18 protein-coding genes and 1 pseudogene are annotated in these 26,697 nt (G+C 64.7%); 16 read left to right on the top strand and 3 right to left on the bottom strand.

Translation table 11 applies throughout. From position 1 onward, the window contains the following. Window positions 1-16: 16 nt before the first annotated feature. Together ABID97_RS19090 and ABID97_RS19085 are read right to left on the bottom strand one after the other, a co-directional pair. Window positions 17-2,413: pseudogene (locus ABID97_RS19090) on the bottom strand (non-ribosomal peptide synthetase); the annotation flags it as partial. Next, the gene (locus tag ABID97_RS19085; protein WP_503012781.1) at window positions 2,410-9,852 is read right to left on the bottom strand and encodes an amino acid adenylation domain-containing protein; all 7,443 of its coding nucleotides are present in this window, start codon (window positions 9,850-9,852) and stop codon (window positions 2,410-2,412) included. The gene ABID97_RS19085 and the pseudogene ABID97_RS19090, both read right to left, overlap by 4 nt. A gap of 780 nt (window positions 9,853-10,632) precedes the next feature. Between ABID97_RS19085 and ABID97_RS19080 the strand changes: the two genes are divergently transcribed. The 3 genes from ABID97_RS19080 to ABID97_RS19070 all read left to right on the top strand — a co-directional run bounded on the left by ABID97_RS19080 (window position 10,633) and on the right by ABID97_RS19070 (window position 14,117). After that, window positions 10,633-11,517, top strand: a complete 885-nt coding sequence (locus tag ABID97_RS19080) for a class I SAM-dependent methyltransferase (RefSeq protein ID WP_354400009.1) — start codon at window positions 10,633-10,635, stop codon at window positions 11,515-11,517. A 97-nt stretch (window positions 11,518-11,614) separates the two neighbouring features. Beyond that, window positions 11,615-13,246, top strand: a complete 1,632-nt coding sequence (locus tag ABID97_RS19075; protein WP_354400007.1) for an acyltransferase family protein — start codon at window positions 11,615-11,617, stop codon at window positions 13,244-13,246. A 523-nt stretch (window positions 13,247-13,769) separates the two neighbouring features. Further along, window positions 13,770-14,117 (top strand): KTSC domain-containing protein, encoded by a 348-nt coding sequence (locus ABID97_RS19070; protein ID WP_354400006.1) that lies wholly within the window; start codon window positions 13,770-13,772, stop codon window positions 14,115-14,117. A gap of 916 nt (window positions 14,118-15,033) precedes the next feature. On the opposite strand, the gene ABID97_RS19065 is transcribed toward ABID97_RS19070, so the two are convergent. Next, window positions 15,034-15,939, bottom strand: a complete 906-nt coding sequence (locus tag ABID97_RS19065; RefSeq protein ID WP_354400005.1) for a GntR family transcriptional regulator — start codon at window positions 15,937-15,939, stop codon at window positions 15,034-15,036. 202 nt (window positions 15,940-16,141) lie between these two features. Here ABID97_RS19065 and ABID97_RS19060 point away from each other — a divergent pair, with 202 nt between their 5' ends. From ABID97_RS19060 to ABID97_RS19000, 13 genes are all read left to right on the top strand, one after another. Further along, a complete protein-coding gene (locus ABID97_RS19060; RefSeq protein WP_354400004.1) occupies window positions 16,142-16,600 on the top strand; it encodes an amidohydrolase family protein in 459 nt (152 codons plus the stop codon). Next, window positions 16,485-17,057, top strand: a complete 573-nt coding sequence (locus tag ABID97_RS19055; RefSeq protein WP_354401812.1) for an amidohydrolase family protein — start codon at window positions 16,485-16,487, stop codon at window positions 17,055-17,057. The genes ABID97_RS19060 and ABID97_RS19055 overlap by 116 nt, the downstream gene beginning before the upstream one ends. A gap of 30 nt (window positions 17,058-17,087) precedes the next feature. Then, a complete protein-coding gene (locus ABID97_RS19050) occupies window positions 17,088-18,458 on the top strand; it encodes an NAD-dependent succinate-semialdehyde dehydrogenase (protein ID WP_354400003.1) in 1,371 nt (456 codons plus the stop codon). 37 nt (window positions 18,459-18,495) lie between these two features. Next, complete coding sequence (locus ABID97_RS19045) at window positions 18,496-18,912, top strand: cupin domain-containing protein (protein ID WP_354400002.1); 417 nt, start codon at window positions 18,496-18,498, stop codon at window positions 18,910-18,912. A gap of 31 nt (window positions 18,913-18,943) precedes the next feature. Beyond that, window positions 18,944-20,017: an isocitrate/isopropylmalate dehydrogenase family protein gene (locus ABID97_RS19040; protein WP_354400001.1), complete on the top strand. Its 1,074-nt coding sequence runs from the start codon at window positions 18,944-18,946 to the stop codon at window positions 20,015-20,017. Between the two features lie 84 nt (window positions 20,018-20,101). Continuing rightward, entirely contained in the window at window positions 20,102-21,073 is a 972-nt protein-coding gene (locus tag ABID97_RS19035; protein ID WP_354399999.1) for a Bug family tripartite tricarboxylate transporter substrate binding protein, read from the top strand. A 30-nt stretch (window positions 21,074-21,103) separates the two neighbouring features. Next, the gene (locus ABID97_RS19030) at window positions 21,104-22,102 is read left to right on the top strand and encodes a Bug family tripartite tricarboxylate transporter substrate binding protein (RefSeq protein ID WP_354399998.1); all 999 of its coding nucleotides are present in this window, start codon (window positions 21,104-21,106) and stop codon (window positions 22,100-22,102) included. 87 nt (window positions 22,103-22,189) lie between these two features. Beyond that, a complete protein-coding gene (locus tag ABID97_RS19025; protein ID WP_354399997.1) occupies window positions 22,190-23,176 on the top strand; it encodes a Bug family tripartite tricarboxylate transporter substrate binding protein in 987 nt (328 codons plus the stop codon). Window positions 23,177-23,178: 2 nt separating this feature from the next. Further along, a complete protein-coding gene (gene prpF / locus ABID97_RS19020) occupies window positions 23,179-24,357 on the top strand; it encodes a 2-methylaconitate cis-trans isomerase PrpF (RefSeq protein ID WP_354399996.1) in 1,179 nt (392 codons plus the stop codon). Window positions 24,358-24,359: 2 nt separating this feature from the next. After that, window positions 24,360-25,100 (top strand): transporter substrate-binding domain-containing protein, encoded by a 741-nt coding sequence (locus ABID97_RS19015; protein ID WP_354401810.1) that lies wholly within the window; start codon window positions 24,360-24,362, stop codon window positions 25,098-25,100. Between the two features lie 186 nt (window positions 25,101-25,286). Next, window positions 25,287-25,538 carry a hypothetical protein gene (locus tag ABID97_RS19010; protein WP_354399994.1) on the top strand — a complete coding sequence of 84 codons (252 nt, stop codon included), beginning with the start codon at window positions 25,287-25,289 and terminating at the stop codon, window positions 25,536-25,538. 152 nt (window positions 25,539-25,690) lie between these two features. Beyond that, complete coding sequence (locus ABID97_RS19005; RefSeq protein WP_354399993.1) at window positions 25,691-26,014, top strand: 2Fe-2S iron-sulfur cluster-binding protein; 324 nt, start codon at window positions 25,691-25,693, stop codon at window positions 26,012-26,014. Window positions 26,015-26,058: 44 nt separating this feature from the next. Continuing rightward, a complete protein-coding gene (locus ABID97_RS19000; protein ID WP_354399992.1) occupies window positions 26,059-26,691 on the top strand; it encodes a VOC family protein in 633 nt (210 codons plus the stop codon). Window positions 26,692-26,697: the final 6 nt, after the last annotated feature.

The raw sequence follows: 26,697 nt of genomic DNA, 5'->3' as shown, positions 1-26,697 counted from the left end.
GGATCCAGATTTCGGTGTTGTCGACCGGATGGCCGATGGAAACACCGCGCGAGACCACCACGTCGGGGTCGACGCACCAGGCCGTGGAATACACCGTGGTCTCGGTCGGACCGTAGCCGTTCCAGAGTTCCGACATGCGCTCGCAGAGCGCGAGCGCCGTGCTTGGGCGCAGCGGCTCGCCGCCGGTCCAGCCCCGGAAGCCGGGCGCACCGGGCCACTGGGCGTCGAGCAGCAGCTGCCACATGCCGGGCGTGGCCTGCAGGAAGGTGATCTGTTCCTGTTCGAGCAGTTTGGACAGGCGGTTGCCGTCCATGGCCGTGTCGCGCTGCACCATCACGATCTCGGCCCCCGTGGCCAGCGGCAGCAGCAGGTCCGGCACCGCCATGTCGAACGACAGGGTGGTCACCGCGGCGATCCGGTCGCCCGCATGCAGACCCGAGACCCGGTGCATCCACTGGAGCAGGTTGGCCACGCCGCGGTGCGGGGCGTACACGCCCTTGGGCAGGCCGGTGGAGCCCGAGGTGTAGATGACGTAGGCGCCATCTTCGGGGCCCGCATCGTCATCGCTGGGCGGCAATGCCTCCGCTGACTCCTGGTGCCACGCGGTGTCGCTGTCGATCTCGAACAGCCGCTCGCCCGGATCGGCGCGCCAGTCGCGCGGCGCGCCCACCACCTCCGACGAGGTCAGCAAGAGGCTGATCGAGGCGTCCTTGGCATAGTGCGCGAGCCGGGCGTGCGGAAACGCGGGATCCAGCGGAACATAGGCCGCGCCCGCCTTGAGCACGGCCAGCAGCGACACCACCATCTCGAGGCTGCGCTCCAGGCACAGCCCCACGCGATGGCCACGGCGCACGCCGCGCGCACGCAGCGCACGGGCCAGCCGGTTGGACAAGGCATCGAGCTCCGCGTAGCTGCAGACGCGTCCGCCGTCGCGCACCGCGGGGCGGTCGGGCTGAAGCGGCACGCGCGCCAGGAAGCCGGCATGCGCGATCGGCGCGCCCCGCAGCGCAATGGGTGGCGGCTGCAGCGCGATCAGTGCCTGCGCCCCTTCGGCCGACAGCACCTCGAGGCGGCCGATCGCTTCGTCCGGCGTGCGCACGCCCGAGCGCAGCACGCACTCGAAGATGTCGAGCCAGCGTTGCACGGTGGTCTCGTCGAACAGGCCCGTGTTGTACTGCGCCTCGATCTGCAGCCCGCCGTCGAGCGGCCGCAGGTTCAGGAACATCTCGGTGTTCTCGTACTGGCGCGCGATCGTGTCCTGCGTGACCTCCAGCCCGGGGAACGCCTGGGCGCCGCTGGCCACGTCGGGGTCCACGTTGAACATCACGCTCACCAGCGGCAGGCGGCTCGGGTCGCGCTGCAGGGAAAGCTTGCCGAGCAGCGCGCCGTAGGTCAGCGCCTGGTGCTCGAAGGCGTCGAGCACGGCGGTGCTGCATTCGCTCATGAGGGCATCGAAGCGCAACTGGGCAGGTGCCGCGATGCGCAGGGGCAGCAGGTTCACACAGTGGCCGACCAGGCCCGGCATGTCGCGCGCAAGCTGGCCGGAGGCCGGAATGCCGACCACGATGTCGTCCTGTCCCGTGAGGCGGTGCAGCGTGGCGACGAAGCCGCTGAGCAGGCCCGCGAAGAGGCTGGCCCCGGCCTTGGCGCTCGCCGTGCGCAGGTTGGCGACGAGGCGGCGGTCGAGCAGGCGCTCGGCACGCCGCGAGTTGAAGGTGCGCGTGGCCGGACGCGGATGGTCCAGCGGGAGTTCGAGCACCGGCAGGGAACCGCCGGAGAAGCGCTCGAGCCAGTAGTCCACGTGCGGCTGCATGTCGGGATGCAGCGCTTCGGCCGCTTCCATGGCGGCGAAGTCGGAATACGAGGGGGCCGGCTGCAGCTGCTGTCCGCCGCCGGTCTGTTCCGCATACAGCTGGCCGAGCTGTTCCGTGATGACCATCCAGGACCAGCCGTCGCAGACCACGTGGTGGGCGGACATCACCAGCTCATGCTCGGCGCCCCCGAGCCGGTACAGCACGGCCCGGAACAGCGGCCCGTGCTCCAGCGAGAAAGGCGTGCACACGGCTTCGGCGTGCGCGGCCTCCAGGGCCTGCTCGCGTGCTTCGGGCGCGAGGCCGCTCAGGTCTTCCTGCTCCAGCGGGCTTTCGCCGGCCTGGCTCACCAGCATGCAGGTGCCGTCAGGCGAGATGGTGGACCGCAGCGACTGGTGCCGGGCGACCAGCCGCGCCACGGCACGCGCCATGGCTTCCCGGTCCAGCGGCCCGCGCAGGCGCAGCAGCACCGACTCGTTGTACGCCAGCGAGGCTTCGGTGCTCAGCGCCGCCCCGAGCCAGATCTCGCGTTGCGACTCCGTCGTGGGAATCACGCATTCGATGAAACCGCTGGTGGCGGGAGGGCGAAGAACGGCGTTCATGCTGCGGCCTTTCCATTGATGAGTTGACTGGGCGATGAGGTGTCCGGCACGTACCAGAAGGGCTGGCCGTCGATGTCGCGGGCCAGCACCGAGCCGTCTTCCTCGTGCGCCTTGCGGTAGTCGAAGCCGGTGATGACGGTGGCCCTGCGCGGCAGGAAGCCGGATTCCTGCATCTCGGCCACCGATTCCTTGAACACGCGGCTGATGGTCGCGATGTCTTCCGCGCTGTGCGCGCTGGTCAGGAAGCAGGGGAAGTTGTCCAGGATGTGGACGCCGCGGCTGCGCATCATGGCGAACAGCAGGTCCTGCAGCGGATGGTCTTCGAGCCAGCTCACGCGCCACAGCGATGCGAAGTGGCGCACGGCGATGGGCGCGCCCACCTCGGCGCACCAGGCCGTGAGTTCGCCGGCCATTGCGGCGGTGTTGGCCGTCAGCCCCGACTGCAGGGCGGGACCGGCTTCCTTCAGGTGCTCGAGCGAAGCCTTGGCCGCCGCGAGCGCCAGCGGGTGCCGCACGAAGGTGCCGGCGAAATAGGTCACCCCCACGCCGGGGATCGAGTCGTCGCCGTACTGCCAGGCGCCGCCGTCCAGCGCGTCCATGAAGGCGCGCTTGCCGGCAATCACGCCGACCGGAAAGCCGCCGCCGATCACCTTGCCGTAGGTGGCGAGGTCGGCGCGCACGCCGAACAGTTCCTGCGCGCCGCCCAGGGCCGTGCGGAAGCCGGTGATGACCTCGTCGAAGATGAGTGCGGCGCCTTGCTTCTCGGTGATGGCGCGCACCTCGTGCAGGAACTCGCGCGGCTGCAGGTCGGGGCGGCGGCTTTGCACCGGTTCGACCAGCACGGCGGCCAGGTCCTCGGCGTTCTCGCGGATGAAGGCCAGCGCTTCGGGGGTGCCGTAGTCCAGCACGCGGATGTCGCCGAACATGCCGCTCATCACGCCCGGCGCGGCCGAGAGGCCCTTGGCGCCCCTGCCGGCGCGCACCAGCACTTCGTCGAAGGTGCCATGGTAGGAGCCGGTGAACACGACCACGGTGCTGCGCCCCGTGACCGTGCGCGCGATGCGCAGCGCGGCCATCACCGCTTCGGAGCCGGTGTTGCACAGGGCGGCGCGGTCGTTGCCCGTGAGTTCGCAGATCAGCCGGGTCACGTCGGCGGCCAGCGGATGCTGCGGCCCGATCTCGTAGCCGGCATCGAGCTGCTTCTTCACGGCTTCCTGCACGAAGTCGGGCTGCCAGCCGAACATGTTCATGCCGAAGCCGTTCAGGGCATCGACGTACTCGTTGCCGTCCAGGTCCCAGAGCTTCGAACCCTTGGAGCGCTCGATGACGATCTGGTAGGTGATCTCCTTGGTCAGCGGCCGGAAGCCGTTGACCACGCGCGGGTCGGCCATGTGCGGGCGGTTGGCCTCGGTGAACTCCTTGCTCTTGCGGGTGCGCTGCACGTAGCGCCGCATGAAGGTGGCCAGCCGCGCCTTCTGCCGGCCGCTCGGCTCGGCGGTGCGCTGCGTGTGGATGCGCGCGATGGCGCCGAAAGCCTTGGTGACGTCGTAGCGCACGGGCTCCTTCGGTGCGCCGCCGTCGTCAGCCGCGGGCTGCGCGACAGGGACCACTGCCGGCTGTGCCGCGACGCCGGCCGTTGGCGCCGGTTGCGAAGGCAGGGCGGACGTGGCCGGGACGGTGTCCGCCGTCATGCCCGACAGCAGCGCGAGCTGCTGCCGCATGAGTTCCATCTGCTGCGCAACCAGCTGCGCGAGCGGCGTGGCACCGATGCCGATGCCACCGGCATGGAGCGCGGCGTTGATCGGCGGCAGGTAGGCGGCGGGCTGCACGGCGATGCTGGCCTGCGCGGCCGCCGGCATGGCGACCGGCATCGACGGCGACACGGCGGCGGGCGCGGCAGGCACGGCAGCTGCGGGCGCCACAACCGCGGCTTCGGGCGGCAGGCTCTCCTGCAGGAACGCCGCGAGCGTGTCGAAGTTGCGGTAGCTTTCCATGAGCTGGCGGAAGCTCAGGTTCACCTTGAAGCGCTTCTTGATCTGCGTGGCCACCTGGGTCAGCGTGAGCGAGTCCAGGCCGAGTTCGCCGAAGGCCGCATGTCCGTCGGCCTGTGCCATGTCGATGCCGGAGATGTCCTCGAACAGGGACCGCAGCCGGGCCCCCATGGGTTCGGCGGCTGGAGTGGACGCGGAAGAAGGTAGTGGCGGGGACGCTGCAGCGGTCACGATCGGCTCCAAGAGAAGAGGTGGAACGAAGGGCGCAGGCGAAGGCTGTGCGACAGCGGGCGCCTCGGGCGGCGAGACGGCCGGCACGGTGGCCGGGGTCGCTGCGGAGGCTGCGATGTCGACCCAGAAGCGCTTGCGCTCGAAGGGATAGGTGGGCAGGCGCACGCGCTGTGCGCCGGCGCGAACGGCGAGCCGCGACAGCTCGACGTCGGCGCCACAAGTCCAGAGGCGGGCCAATGCCAGCCGCAGCGTGCGCGCCTCGTCGGCCGGTTCGCCGTGCAGGAGCGACATCACTTCGGCCGCGCCGTGCTGGCGCACCAGCGTGGCGAGCGTGTTGCGCGGGCCCACTTCGATGAAGAGCGGCCGTGCCGCGTGCGCCATGGCGCTGCGCACCGCCGGCGAGAACTGCACGGTGCTGCGCAGGTGGCGGGCCCAGTAGGCCGGGCTGGTGGCTTCCGAATCTTCGAGCAGGCGGCCGGTGAGCGTCGAGAAGACCGGGATCGCCGGCGCATGCAGCGCCACCTCGCCGACCAGCGCCTCGAACGGCACGACGGCCGCGTCCATCATGGCCGAGTGGAAGGCGTGCGAGGTCTGCAGCGGCCGGGCCGCGATGTCGTCCTTCTGCAGCTCGGCCTGCAGGGCTTCGATGGCCTCGAAGGGACCGGCGACCACGCAGGCCGTGGGGCCGTTGTCCGCTGCCAGGGAGAGCGACGGGCCGAGCCTGGCCGCGAGCTCGGTTGCGCCCAGGCGCACCGACAGCATCGCGCCCGCCGGCTGCGCCTGCATCAGCGCGCCACGCCGGGCCACCAGACGGGCGGCGTCTTCCAGCCGCATCACGCCCGCCAGCACGGCGGCGACGAACTCCCCGACGCTGTGGCCGATGAGCGCATGCGGCCTTGCACCCAGCGACAGCAGCCGGCGTGCCAGCGCGTATTCGAGCGTGAAAATGGCGGGCTGCGTGACGGCCGTGGGCACCAGTGCCTCGGCGTCGGTGCCGAACATGCGCTCGCGCAGGTCGAAGTCGACCGCATCGCCGAAGGCCTTGATGCAGGTGTCGAACGCGGCGGCGAACACCGGATCGTTCGCATGCAGGTTCTTGCCCATGCCGGGGTACTGGGCGCCCTGGCCCGGGAACATCAGCACCGGCTGCGGCGCGCGCGCATCGATGCGTCCGCTGACGCGCCACGGGCCGTCGTTGCCACGCAGCGCGGCCACGGCCTCGGCCGCATTGCTGGCCACCACGGCGCGGCGGAAGGCGTGCGCCTTGCGGCCGACGCCCAGTGTGTAGGCGACGTCGGCCAGCGGCACGCCGGGCGTTGCCTCCAGGTGGGCGGCGAGCTGCTCGGTGGCGACGGCCAGCGCGGCCTCCGAGCGGGCCGACAGCGGCAACACCTGCGGGCCTTTCGCGCAGGTCGATGCGGGCCGCACGGGGGCTTCCTCGACCACGACGTGCGCGTTGGTGCCGCCGACGCCGAAGGAGCTGACGCCGGCACGGCGCGGCTCGCGGGCACGCGGCCACGGCTGCAGGCTGGGCGACACGTAGAAGGGCGTGCGGGCGAAGTCGATGGCCGGGTTCGGCGCGCTGAAATGCGCGGTCGGCGGAATCACTTCGTGGTGCAGCGAAAGGGCCGTCTTGATGAGCCCGGCGGCGCCCGCGGCCGTCACCATGTGGCCCACGTTGCTCTTGAGCGAACCGAGCGTGCAGTAGCCCAGCGCGTCGGTGTGCTCGCCGTAGGCGCAGGTCAGCGCCTCGACTTCGACCGGGTCGCCCATCGGCGTGGCGGTGCCGTGCGCCTCCACGTACGAGATGCTGCGCGCATCCACGTTGGCCGCCGCCAGCGCCGCACGGATCACGGCCGCCTGGCCGTCCACGCTGGGCGCGGTGAAGCTGGCCTTGCTGCCGCCGTCGTTGTTGACGCAGGCGCTGCGCAGCACGGCATAGATGGTGTCGCCGTCGGCCTGTGCGTCAGAGAGGCGCTTGAGCAGGACCACCGCGGCGCCGTCGCTGAACACCGTGCCCTGGGCCTGCGCGTCGAAACTGCGCGTGCGGCCATCGGGCGAGAGCATCGAGCCCTCCTGGTAGAGGTAGCCGCTGCGCGTCGGGCAGGTGACCGAGGCGCCACCCGCCAGCGCCATGTAGCACTGCCCGGTGCGCAGTGCGTGGAAGGCATGGGCCACGGCCACCAGCGAAGTGGAGCAGGCGGTGTGCACGCTGACCGCGGGGCCGGTGAGGTTGAGCCGGTTGGCCACGCGCGTGGTGATGTAGTCCTTCTCGTTCGCCAGCATCACCTGGAATTCGCCCACCGCTTCGATCAGGTCGGGCCGCGTGCTGACATGGCGCTGGAAGTAGCTGGCGTTGTACATGCCGGCATACACGCCGACGGGACCCGGCGCGGCGTCGGGCACGTAGCCCGCGCGCTCCAGGCACTCCCAGCAGATCTCCAGGAACACGCGCTGCTGCGGGTCCATCAGCGCGGCTTCCTTCGGGCCGATGCCGAAGAAGGCGGCGTCGAAATTCTCGATGCCCTCGATCACGCCGCGGGCCCGCACGTACGCCGGGTCGGTGCGCAGGGCCTCGCTCACGCCGGCGTCGAGCGTCTCGTCGTCGAAGAAGCTGATGGTGTCGCGGCCGGCGACGAGGTTGTCCCAGAACTGCTCGACGTCGGCGGCGCCCGGAAAGCGGCCCGCCGTGGCGATCAGCGCGACGGCGTCCGACAGGTCGCCATTGTCCGAAGTGGGCACCGATGCGCGCGATACGGCGGTGGTGGCGCGGGTGGCGGTGGAGGAGGTCGGCGCTGCCTCGCCCTCAGCCGGCTCCAGCGCCGCCGCCATGGCGCTCGGCGTCGGATGCCGGAAGAAAAGGTTGGTCGACAGCGGCTGCGCGCTGTCGCGCTGCAATTCCGCAAGCACCTGCAGAACCCGGAGCGAATCGCCGCCGAGATCGAAGAAGTTGTCGTTCCGCCCGACCTTGCCGAGGTGCAGCGCGCGGGCGAAGGCTTCGCACACCCGCTGCTCGGTGGCATTGCGTGCCTCCTCGAACGGCTGCGCGAGTTCGGGACGGTCGACCAGCGGCTCGGGCAGCGCCTTGCGGTCCAGCTTGCCGTTGGCGGTGACCGGCAGCGCATCGAGCCAGACCTGTGCAGACGGCAGCAGCGCGGCCGGCAGGCGTGCGGCCAGGTGGGTGCGCAGCGCGTCCCACGAGATCTTTTGCGAGCGCGCGACCAGGTAGGCCACCAGCCGCAGCTGGCCGTCGGCGTCCGGACGGGCAACGACCGCGCAGGCCCGCACCGCGGGGTGCGCGAGGATGGCCATCTCCACCTCGCCGGTCTCGATGCGGTGGCCGTGGATCTTGACCTGGCCGTCGCGGCGGCCGATGAACTCGATCGTGCCGTCGGGCAGCCAGCGGGCAAGGTCACCCGTGCGGTAGAGGCGCTCGCCGGCCCGGCCGAACGGATCGGGCACGAAGCGCTCTTCCGTGAGCGTGGGTTGCCCCAGGTAGCCACGCGCCAGTCCATGGCCGCCGATGCAGAGCTCGCCGATCAGGCCGGTCGGCAGCAAGGCCATCGAAGGGCTCAGCACGCGCAGCACCGTGTCCTTGATCGGCCGGCCGAGCGGTACCGAGCGCAGCTCCGCCGGCAGTGCATGGGGGATGCGGTAGGTGGCCGCGAAGGTGGTGCATTCCGTCGGCCCGTAGCCGTTGCTCAGCGTGAGCTGCGGGAGCGCAGACAGGGCACGGCGCACGTGCGGCACGGAGAGCGCTTCGCCGCCGGTGATCAGGTGCCGCAGGCCCGAGAGATGCGCCGGGTCGTCGTCGACCACCGCGTTGAACAGTGCGGCCGTCAGCCACGCGGTGTGCACGCCGTGCCGGGCGATGGTGGCGGCGAGGCCCGCGCCCGTGGGCACGCGTTCGCCGTGGATGACGCAGCAGCCGCCGTTGAGCAGCGGGCCCCAGATCTCCAACGTGGCCGCATCGAAGCCGAGCGGCGCGGCGTGCAGCATGGCGCGTCCTGGCGCCAGGTCGGCGTAGTCGACACCGATCACGAGGCGCAGGATCGCGCGATGGCAGATCTCGATGCCCTTGGGTGTGCCCGTGGAGCCCGAGGTGTACATCACGTATGCCACGGACTCGCCATCGACGGCCGGCGCGTGCCAGGGTGCGAGCTCCGTGCCATGCACTTCGTCGAGCAGCAGCGCAGGCCGCGATCCGGGCACCAGATGGCGCTGCGCGGAGGTCGCGATCACCTGCCGAGCCTCGGCTTCGTCCAGCATGTACGCGATGCGCTCGGGCGGAAAGTCCGTCGGCACGGGCACATAGGCGGCGCCTGCCTTCAGCACGGCGAGCTGCGCGACCACGGCGTCCATCGACCGTTCGAGCACCAGGCCGACGCTGTCGCCCGCCCGCACCCCGAGGTGCTGGAGGCGGTGCGCAAGCGCATCCGAATGCCGGTCGAGCTCGCCATAGCTCATGCGCGCATCGCCTTGCACCAAAGCGGTGGCGTCAGGGGCGGCGGCGGCCTGCCGGGCGAACATTCCGGCCACCGTGAGGCCGGGCTCCAGCGCAGACACCGCGGCGTTCCATCGCGACAGCTGCTGCTCGCGATCCGCGGCCGGGGCGGTGCGGATGTCGCCAAGCCGGGCGTCGCCGCCGTCCATCAGGTGGGCGGCGGTATCGGCGATGGCTGCGAGCAGTTGCGATGCTGACGCGGCATCGAGCAGGGTCGCTGCCGCGTCCGCGTGCAGACGTGGCGAGCCAGAGGCAGTGGAGAGCCAGAGCTGAAGCGGCGCCTGGAGCCCGGGGGCGGCGTTGCCGTTCAGCCAGAGTGAGGCCGGTGCCGCTTCGGCGGGGGCCGCTGTGGCTGTGCGGCGCTGGGCGTCGATCAGGGCCAGCCAGTCGCCTGGCACTTGGCCGGGTTCGAAAGGAACGAAAATCGCGACGGTGCCCGTGGTCCCGTTCACCTGCGCTGCGTGAAGGGCGGGCTCCTGCATGCCGAGCCACCGGGTCTGCAGCAAGAGCCAGGCTGCTGCGAAAGGCGTGTCCGGCAGCTGCGAGGTGGCGGCGATCCATCCGGCCCAGCGCCGGGCGTCTTCCGTTTCCAGCTCCAATACGCTTTCGATCCGTTCTTCCGATGCTTTCGAATTCAGGCGCGATGCAAATACATCATCCAATGAAAGATGAAGGGGCGCGAATTGCACCGGCAAAACGGGTTGGAGTTTCATGGAAGAAATGCAATAAGAAATGCATGCAATAGAACGACGGCGAATTACAATCTATTAAGAAGAATGGATGTAGTACAGAGGTTTGTATTTCGCTGGCAATACTAGAGACTTTGCTAGGGAGGGTGTAGGTCGGAAATCTCCAAGTTGCATTCTGGAAACGATCGTTACATATGCGTACTACCTTCCGTCACTTGAATAGGGTAGCCAGCGCTCTACTGTTGAGTCGGGTGCCAGGCGCAAGCGAGAAGACGGAGGTTTCAGGACTGCGTGGCAGCGCCTTTTCACGGAAAAGCGTTTAGCCTGGGATTGACTGTAGAAATTGCGCCCGTTGCTCGCATGAGCGATGCGCCCCCTTTTGAAGGAGACAATCGCCCCGTTCGGAGGGTGTCAAACCATGACAAAGCGCCTGCCTCCCGATACCGATGCTTGGTTCGGCGTGTGCACTCATTCCCACCGCAGCGCCGTGGGCAGCATCCGCAGTTCAAATTCGGTAGGACGACGGGGGATGGCTAGATGCGCTTCGAGCGCATCGAGGCCGGGTCATTTCGCGCCCCGCGCAATCGGGGCGGTGCGCTCTCCCTGCGGCACCGCGACCGGTGCGGGCGCCGGCGACTACTACCTATGGCCTAGGCTGGGGGGCAATTGGCATGTAGTAGATTTGTTATCAACTACCCGGGTCCTGTAATAGTTTTAAAAAAAACTGCAAGGATTCCGGGAGCCATGTGATTCTCTGCAACAACTCGACTTGCTAGTCTGGGGTCTTTGTTGAAGGAACACGCTATGCTAGGTGATATCTTATTGCCCAATGTGGCTCTCGAGAATTCCGGTAAATATTTCCATTCCAAACTTGAATGGACATCCGAGGCGATGATTGCAAATGCCACCTATTTTGGCAATGCGCAATGGGCCCAGGAATACCTGGATTACTGTCATCGCGACCCGCACTTCAAGAGCCGGTGGCTCGCCGCAGGCGGCGACTGGACCGGCAAGGTGGTCATCGATCTGGGCTGCGGGCCCGGCAACATCTTTGCCACGCTGGGCGGAGATCCCAAATTGCTGGTCGGCGTAGATGTGGCCCCCGGCTCCCTCGAACTGGCGGCGAAGCAGGGCTATACAGCGGTACTGGCCGATGCAGCGAAAACGCCTTTTCGCTCGAACGTGGCGGACATCGTCGCCATCAATGCGTCGCTGCATCATTGCGACGACATGGGTGCCGTGCTGCGCGAAGCCGCCCGGCTGGTCAAGCCGGATGGCCTGCTGATTACCGATCACGACCCGCAGCTCACCGCATGGGATTACAGGGGCGTGGCCAAGCTGATGTGGAATGCGCGCCTGTGGATCTATCGCGCCGCCAGGTATGGCTTTCACAAAACTGGCAGCCAACAATTGTGGGGTCTGCGAACCGAGGTCCACCACCAGCCCGGCGACGGTGTCACCAAAGAGTTTTTTTGTACGACGCTCGAGCCGCTGGGCTTCGAAGTCAGCGTCTATCCCCACAACCATCAAATTGGCGCCGAGGCGCTGTCGGGCCAGGTGGGCGCCGCGCAATGGAAATACCGGCTGGGCAATATGTTGTCCGGCCGCAGGCCATCGTCGCCCAGCAGCGCGCTGTCATTGATGTGCGTGGCCCGGCGACGGGGCGAACCGGCAGCGGTTGGCGCTTGAGCCGCGTGCCACGAGCGCCAACTCCGAGACCTGCCAGCCAGCATCGAGAACAGGAGAGACACGCAGAAGGAAGTATTCAGTTACATTTACCTTCTCCATGCAGAAAAACAGCCTTCGCCTCGAGCAACTCACCTCGCTTCGATTCTTTGCCGCTCTGGCGATCGTGTTCCACCATCTGGCCGGACAAATGGGCGTGGGAGCGGCGAGTGTCAACTTGGGCCAGGGCGTCTCGTTCTTCTTTGTTCTTTCCGGATTCATCCTTGCGTACGTGTACCCGCACCTGCCGGACCGCAAGGCAATCGCAGGTTTCTGGCGCGCCCGCGTCGCCCGGATCTGGCCGGCCCACGTCGCCAGCTTCCTGCTGGGATGGTGGCTGCTCGGCTACAAGATCGAGCCTGCCACGGCCATTGCGTACCTGGCGCTTGTGCAGGCATGGGTTCCGTCCTGGAACTTCTATTTCTCCTACAACGCCGTTGCCTGGAGCATCTCGACAGAGTTCTTCTTCTATCTGTGCTTTCCCTTTTTGCTGCACCGTTGGAGCACGACCTGGCGCGTCAAGCTGGGAGGGGCGGCGCTTCTGCTGCTCGTGCTGCTATGGGCCTGCAGCGCGTTGGCGCTTCCGGCATTGGTCTCCTCCAGTGGCGATGCGTTTCAGCCGTCGCAGCATGGCCTCATCTACATCAACCCACTCAGTCGGGTGCTCGAGTTCATTGTCGGGATGGCTGTCGCCCAGTTATTTCGAAACAAGCGATATGTGGTTGGCATGTCATTGGGCACCGCTCTCGAAATTGGTGGCCTCGTTCTTTGCATACTCAATATCTACGGCTCGAGGTATGCGGTTGAAGTGGTTGCCAGCATGGTTCCGGATGCCCCGGTAATCCAGTGGCTCGTGCACAGTTCTTCCCTCTTTTCGTTTGCGGCGCTCATCTATGTGATGGCACACGGCCGCGGCCGCGTTTCGGCGCTTCTGCAATTTCGCCCTCTGGTTCTTCTTGGCGAGATCAGCTTCTCGATGTACCTGGTTCATCAGATACTGATTTCTTACTATGCAAGCAACAAGGGACGCTTCGTGCGGGTCGACGAACACCTCGATCTTCTTGTCTTCTTCGGGGTGCTGGTTCTTCTCTCCTACCTGATGTGGCGTTGCGTCGAGATTCCTGCCAGGGCCGTGCTGACCGGCTCGCTGGGCCGGGTCAAGGTCGACCTCAAAAGATCGCTCGGCCCGGCGTTCGCCGCGCTCCTGCTGTGCATCACGCTGGCAACCGTACTCACACGGTCCGGCGGCGCCGACTTCATCAGCGAGAGAGAGGCCGCCCTGATGACGCCCGCATCAATGGCCTCGCAAACCGGCTCCGTATTCGGCAACCGCTTCGAGTTGCGGGGGCTCGATGTGCGATGCCTCGCGGATGGCATTGAACTCGACCTTGCATGGCGAAGCAGGATCGACCAGCCTTACGTCTACACGAACGCGATCCACCTGATCGATGCCAGCGGCGCGATCGTCGCGCAACAGGACTACGGCCAGCCAACGGGGGCGCCGGCGAAAATGGGCCAGATGTGGAAGGAGCACGTCTCTCTGCCGGCAAGCAAGCTGCGGCCTTCGATGACGTCGATCGCGCTCGCCGTGTACCGGGGAACCGACCTTCTTGCCATCGACAAGGGGAACACCGACTGGGGAGGCAGGCGACTGATCATTCCGTTGCCTGAATGCCAGCCGCGCCACAGTTGAACCTGCAGCCCGTTCCAAACACAGAGCGACTGCTTTGCGCCTTGCGCCCGTCGAGCGCTTGCGCCAAGGCATCGACCGTCAGGATCTTGGATTCTCGATTGGAGCGGGTGAAGGGAAGCTAAGTGTGGCGCGAAAGCCGCATGAAGCCTAGGTTCCGGCTATTTGATCCAGCTTTGTTCCCCGCCACATTCCCCGCTCTGGCGGGTTCGATTCCGGCCCTTACTGCGGCCGGTGGAGATCGCCGTATCGCGTGCGCTCAGGTTCGCGCATTGGTCAGCAAGACACTGCCGCTCCGCCGTCGCAAGCCCAGACATCCGGAACTAAAACCGCGACCCGATGCGTCAACGACGATGGCGGCCCACAGCGGACTGTCACTGGCTACATCCAATTGGAGGCTCCGTCGCGGCGCACGCACAATCTGAACCATGATTTTATCTGGATGTTGCTCGCTGCTTCGATCGTCTTTGTTAGAAGCAGACATCGCGTCAAGCTCGAACCGAGCAACTTTCATTGGGAGGTCACGTTGAGATTCATCATCCTTTCGGCGCTCGCCTTGATATGCCAGGTCGCCACGGCGGAAACCGTCCAAGTCAAATATCACGGCGTCGTTTCACTTGACGCGTTCGCGTGTGAGGATGTTAAAGAGAGCAGTGACGTTTCGCGCATTTGCTACGACAAAGCCGAGCGGTACATGGTCATTCGGCTCAGGACGACCCACTACCACTATTGCGAAATCGACGCCGCGACAGTGCAAGGCCTCCAAAGGGCCAGTTCGAAGCGGCTGTTCTTCGAAACCCGCATTCGCGGAAGCGGTGCGGACGGACCATTCGACTGCCGAACGCACCCTATCCCGAAGAAGTATCGGCAGTAAATTACTTGCGTCGGTAATCGGGGACCAGGAGCGGACCTTCGACCCTAGTTTTCAATGAAACAGATTTGAAGCCGTTCGATTTGGGAGCGCTACGTACAGGCCTGCTGAGCAGGCTTGAGCGTCAGCTTTCCGACGTCGTACCGCGTGGCCATGATGAGAAGCAACGGAGGTGCGGTCGCAACCGAGAGCGACGACTGGGATCTGTATCCCATCGCGGACGATTCCGACAGAAAGCGGCTCGCCCGGACCCTCAATGGCGTCGTCCCCGAGACACAGCGTGCGAGAGCTTGGCGTGGTTTCCCATCAACCGCGGTGCTTCTGGCGGTAACGGCGAAGGTGATCAGCTCGTCTTTCTCGCGGTTGGGAAAGGGCTTGGTCCGGAGATCTTCATTTGGAGTCATGAGACGTGCGATTTGGTCCGCGTCGCCGACGACTTCGCAGCCCTTGTCACCGGAGCCACTTGACGGCCATGCCTGCTGGTCGCGCCGTCGGGCAAAATTCGGCTATCGGACTACCCGCAGACCGGTGCCGTACTCGACTGTGTCGGCAACCACAGTGAAAACTCTAAGCATTGGCGGGTGCACGGCACCACGGTAGGAGGCCTTCTCTGAGCTGCCTCGGGCTTTGTGCAAACCGGCCGAGGCTCTTCGAGTGAGCTGAGAGGGTGCACTTCCGCTGGGCGTCGCGCCGACCCAGGGTGCCTGAGCGAATGTCATGGCACAGCTGCAGCTTGAACTGCGCAGAGTGCCTGCGATACGGACCTCTTGAAGACATGGACCTTCTCCTTCTATGAAGGCCCAGCCAGCGTATCAGTTCATCTTTCCCCAGTGGTCCAGTCGATGGGGTTCAGTCCAATCTAGGGTCAGAGATCAGCGGAACTCAACAGCTGGGCGTCTCCGGCCGCGCGCCATCGAAGCTAGTTGTGCGCTCGCTCGGCTTCTGCAGCCGCAGCTTTCTCTCTTGCTGCATCTCGAAGGTGCAGGCGCATGAAGTCCGCAGCTGCCTCACGACGATCTGCCAGCAGCATGTCGATCAGCGTCAAGTGTTCCTGGCAACGGCGGGCTGCTTGGTTTCTGTCGACGGCCTTGCGGTATTCCATCAGCCTTCGCACGCGGTTCAAACGCCGAAGCGAATCGAGGATGAAGAGGTTTCCTGAAAAGCTCGCGATGGTCTCGTGCAAATGGGTGTTTGCATCAAAGAGCTGAGCGGGCGATGCCGTATACACCGCCCCATCGACGAGGGCCTGTTGCTCAGCCCGGCAGACCTTCAGAGCGGCTTCGTCGAGGCGGTACGAGCTTTCGAGAAGTGCTGAAGGCTCGAGCAGCAAACGGAAGCGATAACTCTGCACGTACGCGCTTGAAGAAGACAGCGTCGGCAGAAACGCCCAGCCATGGCCTGGCAGTCTTTCGACCCAACCCTCATGGACCATGCGCCGCAGGATGCCTGTGAGCTGGTTGCGTGTAGGCCCGTAACGCCGAATCAATTCGTTCTCAGTCACCCGATCCGGCAATAGGCCGTTCAAGCGATCTTCAGCGATGCGCAGATAGGTCGACTCGCTGCTGTCATTCGCCGCATCCGGCGCAAGCGCCGAGGGGCTCGGGCTCCCCTCTCGGACGTCTGCCACGGCATACCCGCCATCGGCGTGCGCTTCGATCACCGACTGCGCAGCCAGGCGCTTCAAAGCCTCGCGCACCGGCGATCTAGAGACGCGGAAATGTTCTGCCAGCCCCCGCTCGGGCAGGCGTGTGCCCGTGGGCAACTGGTTGGCGGCGATGTACTGCTGAATATCCGCCGCGAGCTGGGTTGCGAGTTGACGCGTCATGCGCTTGTTTCAGAAGTGGGGCCTTGGTCCGAATCGTAGCACGGAGCCGCCATGCTAGTAGTGCTAGGAAGGTGCTTTGACAACTCATAAAACCCCGCGCCGTCGTGCGCTGCCTTGGGTTAATCCCTTAGGAGGTTCAAAGTCGGCCGTCTTGACATGGTCTTATGAGCTCTTAAAATACCATCAACGCTCGAAGCCAATCATGTTGTCCGTCACCACTCCCTCGCGATTTGATCTGCCCCCGGGAAGCACCGACTGCCATGTGCATGTATTCGATCCCGCGCGCTTCCACTTCGACTCGGCGCGGTCCTATACACCGCCAGCCGCCACCGCAGCAGACCTGATCGGCTTCCAGCAAAAGATGCGCATGCACAGGGTGGTCCTGGTGCAGCCCAGTTGCTATGGCTCCGACAACGCGGCCATGCTGGATGCCCTCGCTCAGTTCACCCCAGCTCAGGCCCGTGGCATTGCTGTGCTCGACTTCGAGCGCACCGATGCGACCATGCTGCATGCATTGCACGCCAGGCGGCGTGCGCGGCGTCCGGCTGAACTTCGCGACACAGAAGCAGGCCCGCCGGGGCGACGTTCGCGAGCAACTCGCAAAGGCGCATCGTGTGATAGAGCCACTGGGTTGGAGCTTGCAGCTCCATTGCCAGAGTGACCTGACCGCCGAACTCCTGCCCGAACTGTCCCGCATCGAATGCACGCTTGTGCTCGACCACTTCGCCGGCTTGCCCGCGCAGGACTGGGACCCTCGAGGTTCGGACTGGGCAGCGATCCGAACGCTCCTGAATCTGGGCAGGACGTATATCAAGCTCTCGGCGCCTTACCGGATCTCCGACGATGCGAGGCAGTCGGGCGTTGAACGGTTGGCGGCCGCCCTCGTTTCCGCTGCTCCGGAGCGGATGCTGTGGGGTTCGGACTGGCCGCACACCGGCGGCTCCGGTGTCCGGGCGACATCGTCGCAGGAGATCGAGCCATTCCGCCAAGTCGATGCAGGTGCCACGCTGAATCTGCTGGCCGACTGGGCGCCAACTCCCGAACTTCGCCATCGCATCCTCGTCACCAATCCGGCTGCCGTCTTTGGCTTCGATCCGCATCCCACCACTGCTGCCTAGCCTCTCACCCTTCCTGATCCAAGACCACTCATGATCAACACAACCAATCCCGTCACGGAAGTCATCGAGGCTCGCTTCGACGCCCACACTGCCGAGCAGGTCGAGCAACTATTGGAGGGCGCCGCAAACGCGCAGCGGCAATGGGCGCAAACCCCTTTGAGCGCCAGGTTGCCGCTGCTTCACCGAGTCGCTGGCGTGTTGCGCGAGAACAAGGCAGCGTACGCCCGCCTCATCACCATGGAGATGGGAAAGCCAATCGTCGAAGCCGAAGGCGAGATCGAAAAATGCGCCGTCACCTGCGAGTTTTATGCGGAGAACGCGCCCCGATTTCTGTCCGACATGACCGTCGAGAGCAATGCGACTGAGAGCTCCGTGGTGTTCGATCCGCTCGGCATCGTGCTGGCCGTCATGCCGTGGAACTACCCGTTCTGGCAGTTCGTGCGCTTCGCCGCACCAGCACTGGCAGCGGGCAACGGCGCGCTCCTCAAGCACGCCAACAACGTGCCCCAATGCGCGCTAGCCTTGCAGGACGCGTTCGTAAAGGCCGGCGCGCCCGAGGGCTTGGTCACGACGCTCCTGGTCGAAGCCTCCGAAGTGGCCGGGCTGATCGCCGACCGTCGTGTCGCGGCCGTCACGCTGACGGGTTCCACGGCGGTCGGCAAGATCGTTGCGGCGCAGGCCGGCGCCGTCATGAAGAAGCAGGTGCTCGAACTCGGCGGCTCCGACCCCTTCATCGTGCTGGCCGATGCCGACATCGAAGAAGCGGCCAAGGTGGCGACGAAGGCGCGATTCACGAACACCGGCCAAAGCTGCATCTGCGCGAAGCGCTTCCTGGTGGAGGAATCGGTCGCCGATCGTTTCGTCGAGGCACTGTGTGCGCACGCGTCCGAATTGAAGATCGGTGACCCCATGCAGCGCGACACCTCTGTCGGCCCGATGGCCCGAGGAAATCTCCGGGACGAATTGCACAGCCAGGTCCAGCGCACGATCGCGGCAGGCGCGAAGCTGCTACTTGGCGGCGCCCCGGTGGAGGGCCCGGGCTACTTCTACCCGCCGACGGTGATGGACCACGTTACGCCCGATATGGCGGCGGCGAAGGAGGAAACCTTCGGCCCGGCCGCTGCAGTCATCCGCGTCAAGGACGCCGACGAGGCAGTCCGTCTCGCCAATGCGACCGAGTTTGGCCTGGGCGCGGCGCTGTGGACGCGCGACCTGGAGCGCGCCAAATCATTGGCCCGTCGGATCGAGGCCGGCGCCGTGTTTATCAACGGATTGGTCGCCTCCGATGCGCGGCTCCCGTTCGGTGGCATCAAGCAGTCGGGCTATGGCCGTGAACTGGGCGAGTTCGGCATCCGTGAGTTCACCAATATCAAAACCGTCTGGATCGGCCCGACGCGCTGATCTCACCCCAGCATCTCTGTACCTCAAGGAATTCACCATGACCATCAAGACCCCCTCCGATGCTGTGCTTCTCAAGCCGGAAACCCTGACGACGCACGAGCGCGGTGGCGGGGCCCGGACCACGCCATTGGTCACCAAGGCCATCGGAACGCACAGTTTCATCACGGGCTACACCAGCTTCGACGGAGGCGTCGAGATTCCCTTTCACAGCCACAACTGCGAGGAGAGCGTGGTCCTGATGGAAGGCGATGCGATGCTGGACATCGATGGCTTGGAGTACCAGCTCAAGCCGCACGACGTCACCTACATCCCGCCGAACGTGACGCACCGCTTCCGCAATCTGTCCAAGACGCAGCCCATGAAGATCCTTTGGATCTACGCGAACGTCGATGCCACGCGCACTCTGGAGGCAACTGGCGTCACCAACCCAGTTTCCGCCGAACACAAGCAGTAACCCAACCTCACCTCTCCCGTAGGCACCCCCCATGAAGCTCCTCGTTTTGCCCGGCGACGGCATCGGTCCCGAGATCGTCGCATCCTCCATTGAAGTCCTCGAAGCGGTGAGCCAGCGCTTCGACCTGAACCTCTCATTCGACTATGACGATGTCGGATTCGTCAGCCTGAGGAAGCACGGCACCACCCTGCGCGAAGAGACGCTGGAGAAGGCGCGCAAGTACGACGGTATCGTTCTCGGCACGCAGTCGCATGCGGACTATCCAGCCCCGGAAAAAGGCGGTCGCAACATCTCCGGTTCGTTCCGCGTCCAGCTGGACCTCTACGCCAACGTGCGTCCAGCGCGGACTCGTGAAGCCCTTCCTTCGAACATGAAGGCGGGCAAGACCATGGACCTGGTCATCATGCGCGAGGCCACCGAGGGCTTCTACCCGGATCGCAACATGGCGCGCGGCTGGGGCGAAATGATGCCGTCACCGGATATGGCGCTGTCGGTCCGCAAGGTCACCCGCCACTGCTGCGATCGCATCGCCCGCCGCGCTTTCGAGTTGGCGATGAAGCGCCGCAAAAAGGTCACGGCCATCCACAAGGCCAACAGCTTCCACATGACCGACGGCCTGTTCCTCGAGTGCTGTCGCAACGTCGCGAAAGAGTTCCCAGAGGTCGCCTTCGACGACTTGCTGGTCGACGCATCCACCGCCTATCTCGTGCGCACCCCCGAGCGCTTCGACGTGCTGGTAGCCGAGAACTTCTACGGAGACATCCTCTCCGATCTGGCCAGCGAACTGTCGGGAAGTCTCGGTCTGGCGGGCTCGATCATGGCGGGCGATACGCTGTGCTGCGCCCAGGCCCAGCACGGGTCGGCGCCCGACATCGAGAACCAGGACAAGGCGAATCCGACGTCCATGATCCTGTCGGTCGCCATGCTGCTCGAATGGCTTGGCGAGCATCACAACCTGAAAGCATTCGCCGACGCCGGACTCGCCGTGCATGCGGCCGTCGAAAAGGTGCTGGCCGATCCCGAGACGCGTACCGCGGACATCGGCGGAAAGATGGGCACCAAGGCCTTCAGCCGCGCGGTCGTCGCTGAACTGATCCGGAAGTAATCCCTAGCACCCCTCCGCGCCGGAATCGGTACGCCCATCAGGTGGTACCGCTGGCGGAGCTTTGCCCAGAACAAGGAGACATCCATGCGCTACGTCCAACTCGCGGCCCTCGCGCTTGCGCTTGCGGGTCCTTCGATCGCACTCGCAGCGGGTCCGGGAGGCTATCCCTCGCGGCCCGTCACCGTGGTGGTGCCCTTCGCTCCCGGCGGGGGAAGCGACAACATTGCACGATACATCGTGAGCCGACTCTCAGAGCGCACGAAGGCCACCTTCATCATCGACAACAAGCCCGGCGCCGGCACGAACATCGGCAACGAGTTCGTCAGCCGGGCCGCACCAGACGGCCAGACGCTCCTGTTCGGGCAAGTCACGCTGGCGATCAATCCCTCCGTTTACAAGACGCTGCGCTACAACGTGCAGAAGGATTTCGTGCCGATTGCGCACATCGCGGACTCGCCCACGGTGCTGATCGTCACGAGTTCGTTGCCCGTGAAGAGCGTCAAGGAATTCGTCTCCTACGCGAAGAGCCATCCAGGCACGCTCAACTACGGGTCGGGCGGCAAAGGTACCTCGGTCCATTTGTCCGGGGAGCTGTTTAGCTCGCTGACGGGTGCGCAGATGGTGCATGTTCCATACCGCGGCAGCGCGCTGGCCATGACCGACCTGATCGGTGGCCAAGTGCAGTCGATGTTCGACACGGCGCCGTCGGCCTTGCAGCACATCAAGGGCGGCAAGGTGCGCGCCCTGGCGGTCACAGGAACGAAACGCGTCACCGATCTTCCGGACGTCCCCACATTCGCAGAGGCCGGGTATGCCGAATTCGATGCCCCTGCGTGGTACGGCCTGCTCGCGCCGGCGGCGACGCCCGCGCCAATCGTCCACTACCTCAACGGCGAGGTCGAACAGATCCTCAAGGAGCCAGCGACACAGCAGCGGCTGGCGCAACTGGGAGCGGCGCCGGTCGGCGGCTCGTCCGACGCATTCGGCAAGTTCATTCAAGCTGAATCCGCGCGCTGGAGCGCGGTGGCTCTCAAGGCAAACGTGACCCCCGACTGATCCGACCCAACACTTTCAAAAGGAATGACTATGAACCCCCGTCGCAACCTGATTTGTGCCGCCATCGGTCTCACGCTGACGCTGTCGACCGGCCATTCGATGGCGCAGGATCCCGCTCCGGATTACCCGTCCAAGGCTATCTCGATGGTCGTCCCCTACGCAGCAGGAGGCAGCTCCGACACCAGAGCCCGCCAAGTGGCCGCGAAGCTGGCCACCTACCTGGCCAAGCCGGTGATCGTCGAGAACAAGCCGGGCGCTGCCGGAAACATCGGCACGGAGTACATCGCTCGTGCGAACCCTGACGGGCATGTCATCGGCGTCGGCAACTTCGCGCCGCTGTCGGTGAACAAGGCGCTCTTCCCCAAGCTGAACTACGACCCCGCGACCGATCTGGTGCCAGTGGCGCTGATCGAGAAGGGTCCGTTGGTGCTGATGGTCAGCAACGACAAGTCGGACTTCAAGACCTACGGTGACTTGGTGAAGTGGGGCAAGGCGAACCCAGGAAAATTGAACTATGCGTCCGCTGGCGCGGGCGGCGCTTTTCATTTGGCCGGCGAGTTGCTCGAGGACGCTGCGGGGCTTCAAATGGTCCACATCCCGTATCGCGGTGGCGGCCCTGCAACTACTGACCTCATCGCTGGAAACGTCAACTTCATGTTCGACATGATTCCGGCGTCGCTCCCTTATCTGAAAGCCTCCCCGCCCAAGGCGAGAGCGCTCGCAATCGCCAACGAAAGGCGGCTGCCTCAGTTGCCCGAAGTTCCCACCTTCGCTGAACTGGGTGTCAAAGGAATGGAAGTTTCCAACTGGTTCGGCATCGTCGCGCCGAAGGGAACTCCACCCGCGGTGGTTGCGAAGCTCAATGCGGCCATCAATCGAGCTTTGAAAGAGCCTGATCTGGCCGAGCGCATCACCTCGCAAGGCAACGTGATCGGAGGCGGCACGCCGGAGGAATTCGGCTCCTTCATTACGGCAGAGACGGTGCGGTGGAGCAAGGTCATCAAGGAAAAAGACATCCGCCCGGAATAACGCATGTCGCAGTCCTCAAGAAGGCGCGATGCCGGGCATCTCATCCCGCGCGGATTGCTGTCAAACCCAATCAACTCAGGAGTTCTCATGGAATCAAACATCAAGCGTCGCACCTTTCTGGCTGCGGCGGGCGTCACCACCATAGGTGCACTGCTGCCCGGGCTGTCCGCGGCTGCCGAAGACTGGCCATCCAAGCCTGTCCGCCTCATGGTCCCATTTCCCGCCGGCGCGGGGGCGGATGCCATGGCTCGTCTTATTGGGCGAAAGCTGGAAGAGCAACTCGGCAAGCCCATCGTCGTCGAAAACAAGAACGGCGCTACGGGAACGATCTGTGCGGACTACGTCGCCAAGTCAGCGCCGGACGGCTACACCTTCATGCTTGCCCACGTCAGCGCCAACGCCATCGGTCCTCTGTTGGTAGCAAAGGGTCGCTTCGATCCCATCAAGGATTTCACGCCCATCGGCATGATCGGCATCACCCCGCACGTTCTGGCCGTCAATCCGAAGACAGGCGTCAACTCCGTGCAGGAGCTTATCGCTAAGGCAAAGGCGGAACCCGGGAAACTGACCTTCATGTCTGCAGGTATCGGCAGCGCACCTCATATCGGCGGGGAGGCGTTCAAGAGTCAGGCCCAGGTCGACATGCTCCACGTTCCGTTCAAGGGAACCGGTGAGGCCATGATCGCCTTGTTGGGCGGCGAGGTCGATATGACCTTCAGTTCCACTGGGTCCGCCATGCAGCACATTCGATCGGGAAAGCTGCGGGCCATCGCGGTCACGTCGCCCAAGCGTCTGCCTCAGTTGCCCAACGTGCCGACGATTGGCGAAACGCTCAAAGGCTACGAGTTAATGACGTGGTACGGGATCGCCGGTCCGGCAAAGCTACCACCCGCAATCGTCAGCCGGATGGAGGCCGCTCTGCAAACCGTGCTGAAGCAACCGGATGTCATCAAGAAGCTGGAAGAGCTCGACGCAGAAGTCCGTCCGGGCACCTCGGCGCAATTTGGAAGATTTTGGGCTGATGAAGTCGCTCGCTACCAGAAGCTCATTGTCGATACCAAGCTGAAAGCGTGAGGATGCCTCAACTTCGAATTCAAGCCACCTACATGCGAGGCGGCACAAGCAAGGGTGTGTTCTTCAGTCTGGCCGACCTTCCTGAGAAGGCCCGGAAGCCCGGTCCCGCGCGCGATGCATTGATGCTCCGAGTCACGGGCAGTCCAGACCCCTATGGGAAACAGATCGATGGCATGGGAGGTGCCACGTCCAGCACCAGCAAGGTTGTAATCGTTAGCCCAAGCACCCGTGACGACTGCGATGTCGACTATCTGTTCGGCGCGGTATCTGTCGAATCGCCCGTTGTTGACTGGAGTGGCAATTGCGGCAATCTCACATCGGCCGTCGGTCCCTTCGCGATCGAGCGGGGCCTCGTGCAAGCGCCTAGAGACGGCGTTGGCACTGTGCGCATCTGGCAAGCGAACATCCGAAAGAAGATCGTTGCTCAGGTGCCAATGCGCGACGGCGAAGTTCTCGAGACCGGGGGCTTCGAACTCGACGGCGTGACATTTCCAGCGGCCGAGATCAAGCTGGAGTTCTTGGAACCGGGGGCGGGCGAGGACGGCGAAGGTGGTGCGATGTTCCCGACCGGAAGAACTATCGACACGCTTGACGTTCCAGGTGTTGGAGTGGTGGAGGCGACCCTCATCAACGCCGGGAATCCGACGATCTTTGTCGACGCCGCAAGGCTTGGCCTGACGGGTGCAGAACTGCAACCCGAAGTCAACGCCGACCGCGCTCTGCTTGCCCGGTGTGAAGCGATCCGGGCGAACGCGACCGTTGCCATGAGTCTGGCAAGGACGGCCGCAGAGGCCACCGAAAAGCGTCCGCATACGCCAAAACTCGCGTTTGTCTCTCCGCCAGTTGCATACACGGCCTCGAGCGGCAAGCAACTTCGCACGGAGGACATGAATCTCTCCGCGCGGATTTTTTCTATGGGCAAGCTGCACCATGCCATGACCGGCACGGGAGCCGTCGCTATTGCGGTGGCTGCCGCCATTCCAGGAACCCTGGTAGCTCGCGTCCTTGGTGCGGGACGCTACGAGGCAATCCGGTTTGGTCATCCCTCTGGAACGCTGACCGTTGGTGCGGACGCGTCCGAGGCAAACGGCGCTTGGACTGTAAACAAGGCAATCATGAGCCGAAGTGCCAGGCGACTCATGGACGGTCAAGTCTTCTTGCCCGACGACTGGCACCAGTGAACATGGACTTCTCGCAGCATGACGTCCAGACGCTGGCCCCCACCGGAACCTTGCGTGCCACGATCAATCTTGGCAACCCTGTCCTGGCGCAACAGGTGGGAGACCAAGCCCCCACGGGAGTTTCGGTGGACCTCGCCCGTGCGCTCGCTAACCAACTTGGAATCGATCTTCAACTTGTCGTACTTGATGGTGCCGCCAAGGCCGTTGAGGCGGTGGCGAACGAGCAGGCTGACATCGGCTTCTTTGCTGTCGATCCGGACCGAGCGAAAGGCGTCGAGTTCACCGGTCCTTACGTGCTGATCGAAGGGTGCTACTTGGTGCGGGAGGATTCGCCCATTCAAGACAACGCCGAAGTCGATCGCGCAGGTATTCGAGTCGGCGTCGGGCAGGGCAGCGCGTACGACCTGTACTTGACGCGCATACTTCAGAACGCCGCCGTCGTACGTGGTTCGACATCACCGGCCGTCGTCGACACCTTCATCGAAATGAGCCTAGACGTGGCCGCCGGCGTGAGGCAGCAACTGGAATCGGATGCACTGAGGTTGGGCGGGTTGCGGCTACTTCCTGGTCGATTCATGGTCATACAGCAGGCCATGGGTCTGCCGAAGGCGCGCGGAACTTTGGCAGCATCTCTGCTGCGTGATTTCGTGGAAGACATGAAAGCGTCCGGCTTTGTCCAAGAAAGTTTGAAGCGAAACGGCATTGACGGCGCAATCGTCGCCAGGCCGTCGTGTCGCCCTTGAACGTCCGCTCTCGCCTGCGAATTCAACCGGACGATGCAACACACGGCTGTTCGATAGATCACATTCGTCAGTCGAAGGGATCCTGTCTCGAACAGGCGGAATACCGCCGCCAGAGCGTCGCCGTTGTCAGCGAGCAGCCCGTCGCCGCTTCAGCGATGGGATTGAACGTGGCCCAACGTGAAAGCCATGACATTCGGTATGAGTGCCGTGTATACAGATGTGGCCGGCTCGCCCAGCGCCGTGGCAATGGGCGTCGTGCCCACGGACAGTTTCGGCACGTTTGTCTCGGTGCTCCTGCTGGTTGGGGTGCTGGCGGGCGGACTCGGAACGATCTGGGGCGCGCTCGTTGGCGCGGCGTTCATCCAGTTCGTGCCCCGAAACTGGCCGATTCCATCTCCAAATCGGCACCAGCGGCTATCTTTGCAGCGGCCGTGCTAGCTTCGTTGTTCCTCATGCCGCAGGGGGTCATGGGCTTGATCAGGAAAGGCTTTGCCGGTTCACACGGCGAGCCGAACGTCCCCTGCACGGGGACTGACCTAAGGTGCGAGCGCGTTCACAGTCAGGGCATCGCCACCACACCAGTACAGCGTATGTTCAGGGTCACCTACATCCACCCAGACGGCCAGACCAGCGAGGTCGAAGCAGCCGACGGCGCCAACCTCATGACAGTGGCCACTGCTCACGGCATTGAGGGCATTGTCGGCGATTGCGGTGGCGTCATGAGCTGTGCCACCTGCCACGTGATCGTTCAAGCGCCTTGGGATGAAAAGTTGGGCGCGCGCAGCGAGAACGAGGACCAGATGCTCGACTACACCGCAGCGCCGCGCGAAGCGGCCAGCCGACTGTGCTGCCAGATCGTGATGAATGCCGCCATCGACGGCATCTGCGTGCGGATCGCCGATCCGCAGCTATAGGGCTGCGGCCCCACGCTTATCCATCCTTCCTGGAGATCCATTCAATGCAAGCCACCGTACCCGGACCGCTCGCGTCCGTTTCCCGCGTAAACGGCACTCCCAATCCCGGTCTTACGCCCATGATGCTGAATCATGCTGCGTGGGTGACGCCCGACGCGCAGGCCTCGGCCGATTTCTACACCCGTCTGATGGGCATGGAAATCGCCAGCACGGTGGTGGACGATCACGTCCCGTCCACCGGCGACAAGATCCCGTACTTCCACATCTTCTTCCGCATGGGTGATGGCTCGACGCTGGCTTTCTTCGAGGCGCCCGGTGTGCCGCCACCGGCCAAGGCCACGCATCCGGCCTACAACATCTTCAACCACGTAGCACTGCAGGCCAAGGACAGCGACGAAGTGCTCAAGTGGTATGAGTGGCTCACATCGCAGGGCGTGCCGGTGGTCGGCCCGACAGATCACAAGGGGATGATCCTGTCCATCTACTTCCACGACCCAGCGGGCATTCGCCTGGAGATCACCACGCCGCTGGACACGGAATGGAACCGGCACACCGAGAAGGGCTATGAAGACTTGAAGCGGTGGGTGGCTTGCAAGGAGCAGGCCAAGGCCGAGGGCCGTGACGTGCCCGAGGCATTGACCGAGATGATCGGAAATCTGCGCAAGCGTTATGACTGAGCGCGC

The sequence above is a fragment of the Variovorax sp. OAS795 genome, from assembly GCF_040546685.1.
Classification (GTDB): Bacteria; Pseudomonadota; Gammaproteobacteria; order Burkholderiales; family Burkholderiaceae_C; genus Variovorax.
Note: the sequence above shows the minus strand (reverse complement) of the source record. Positions and strands in the feature narration are given on the sequence as shown.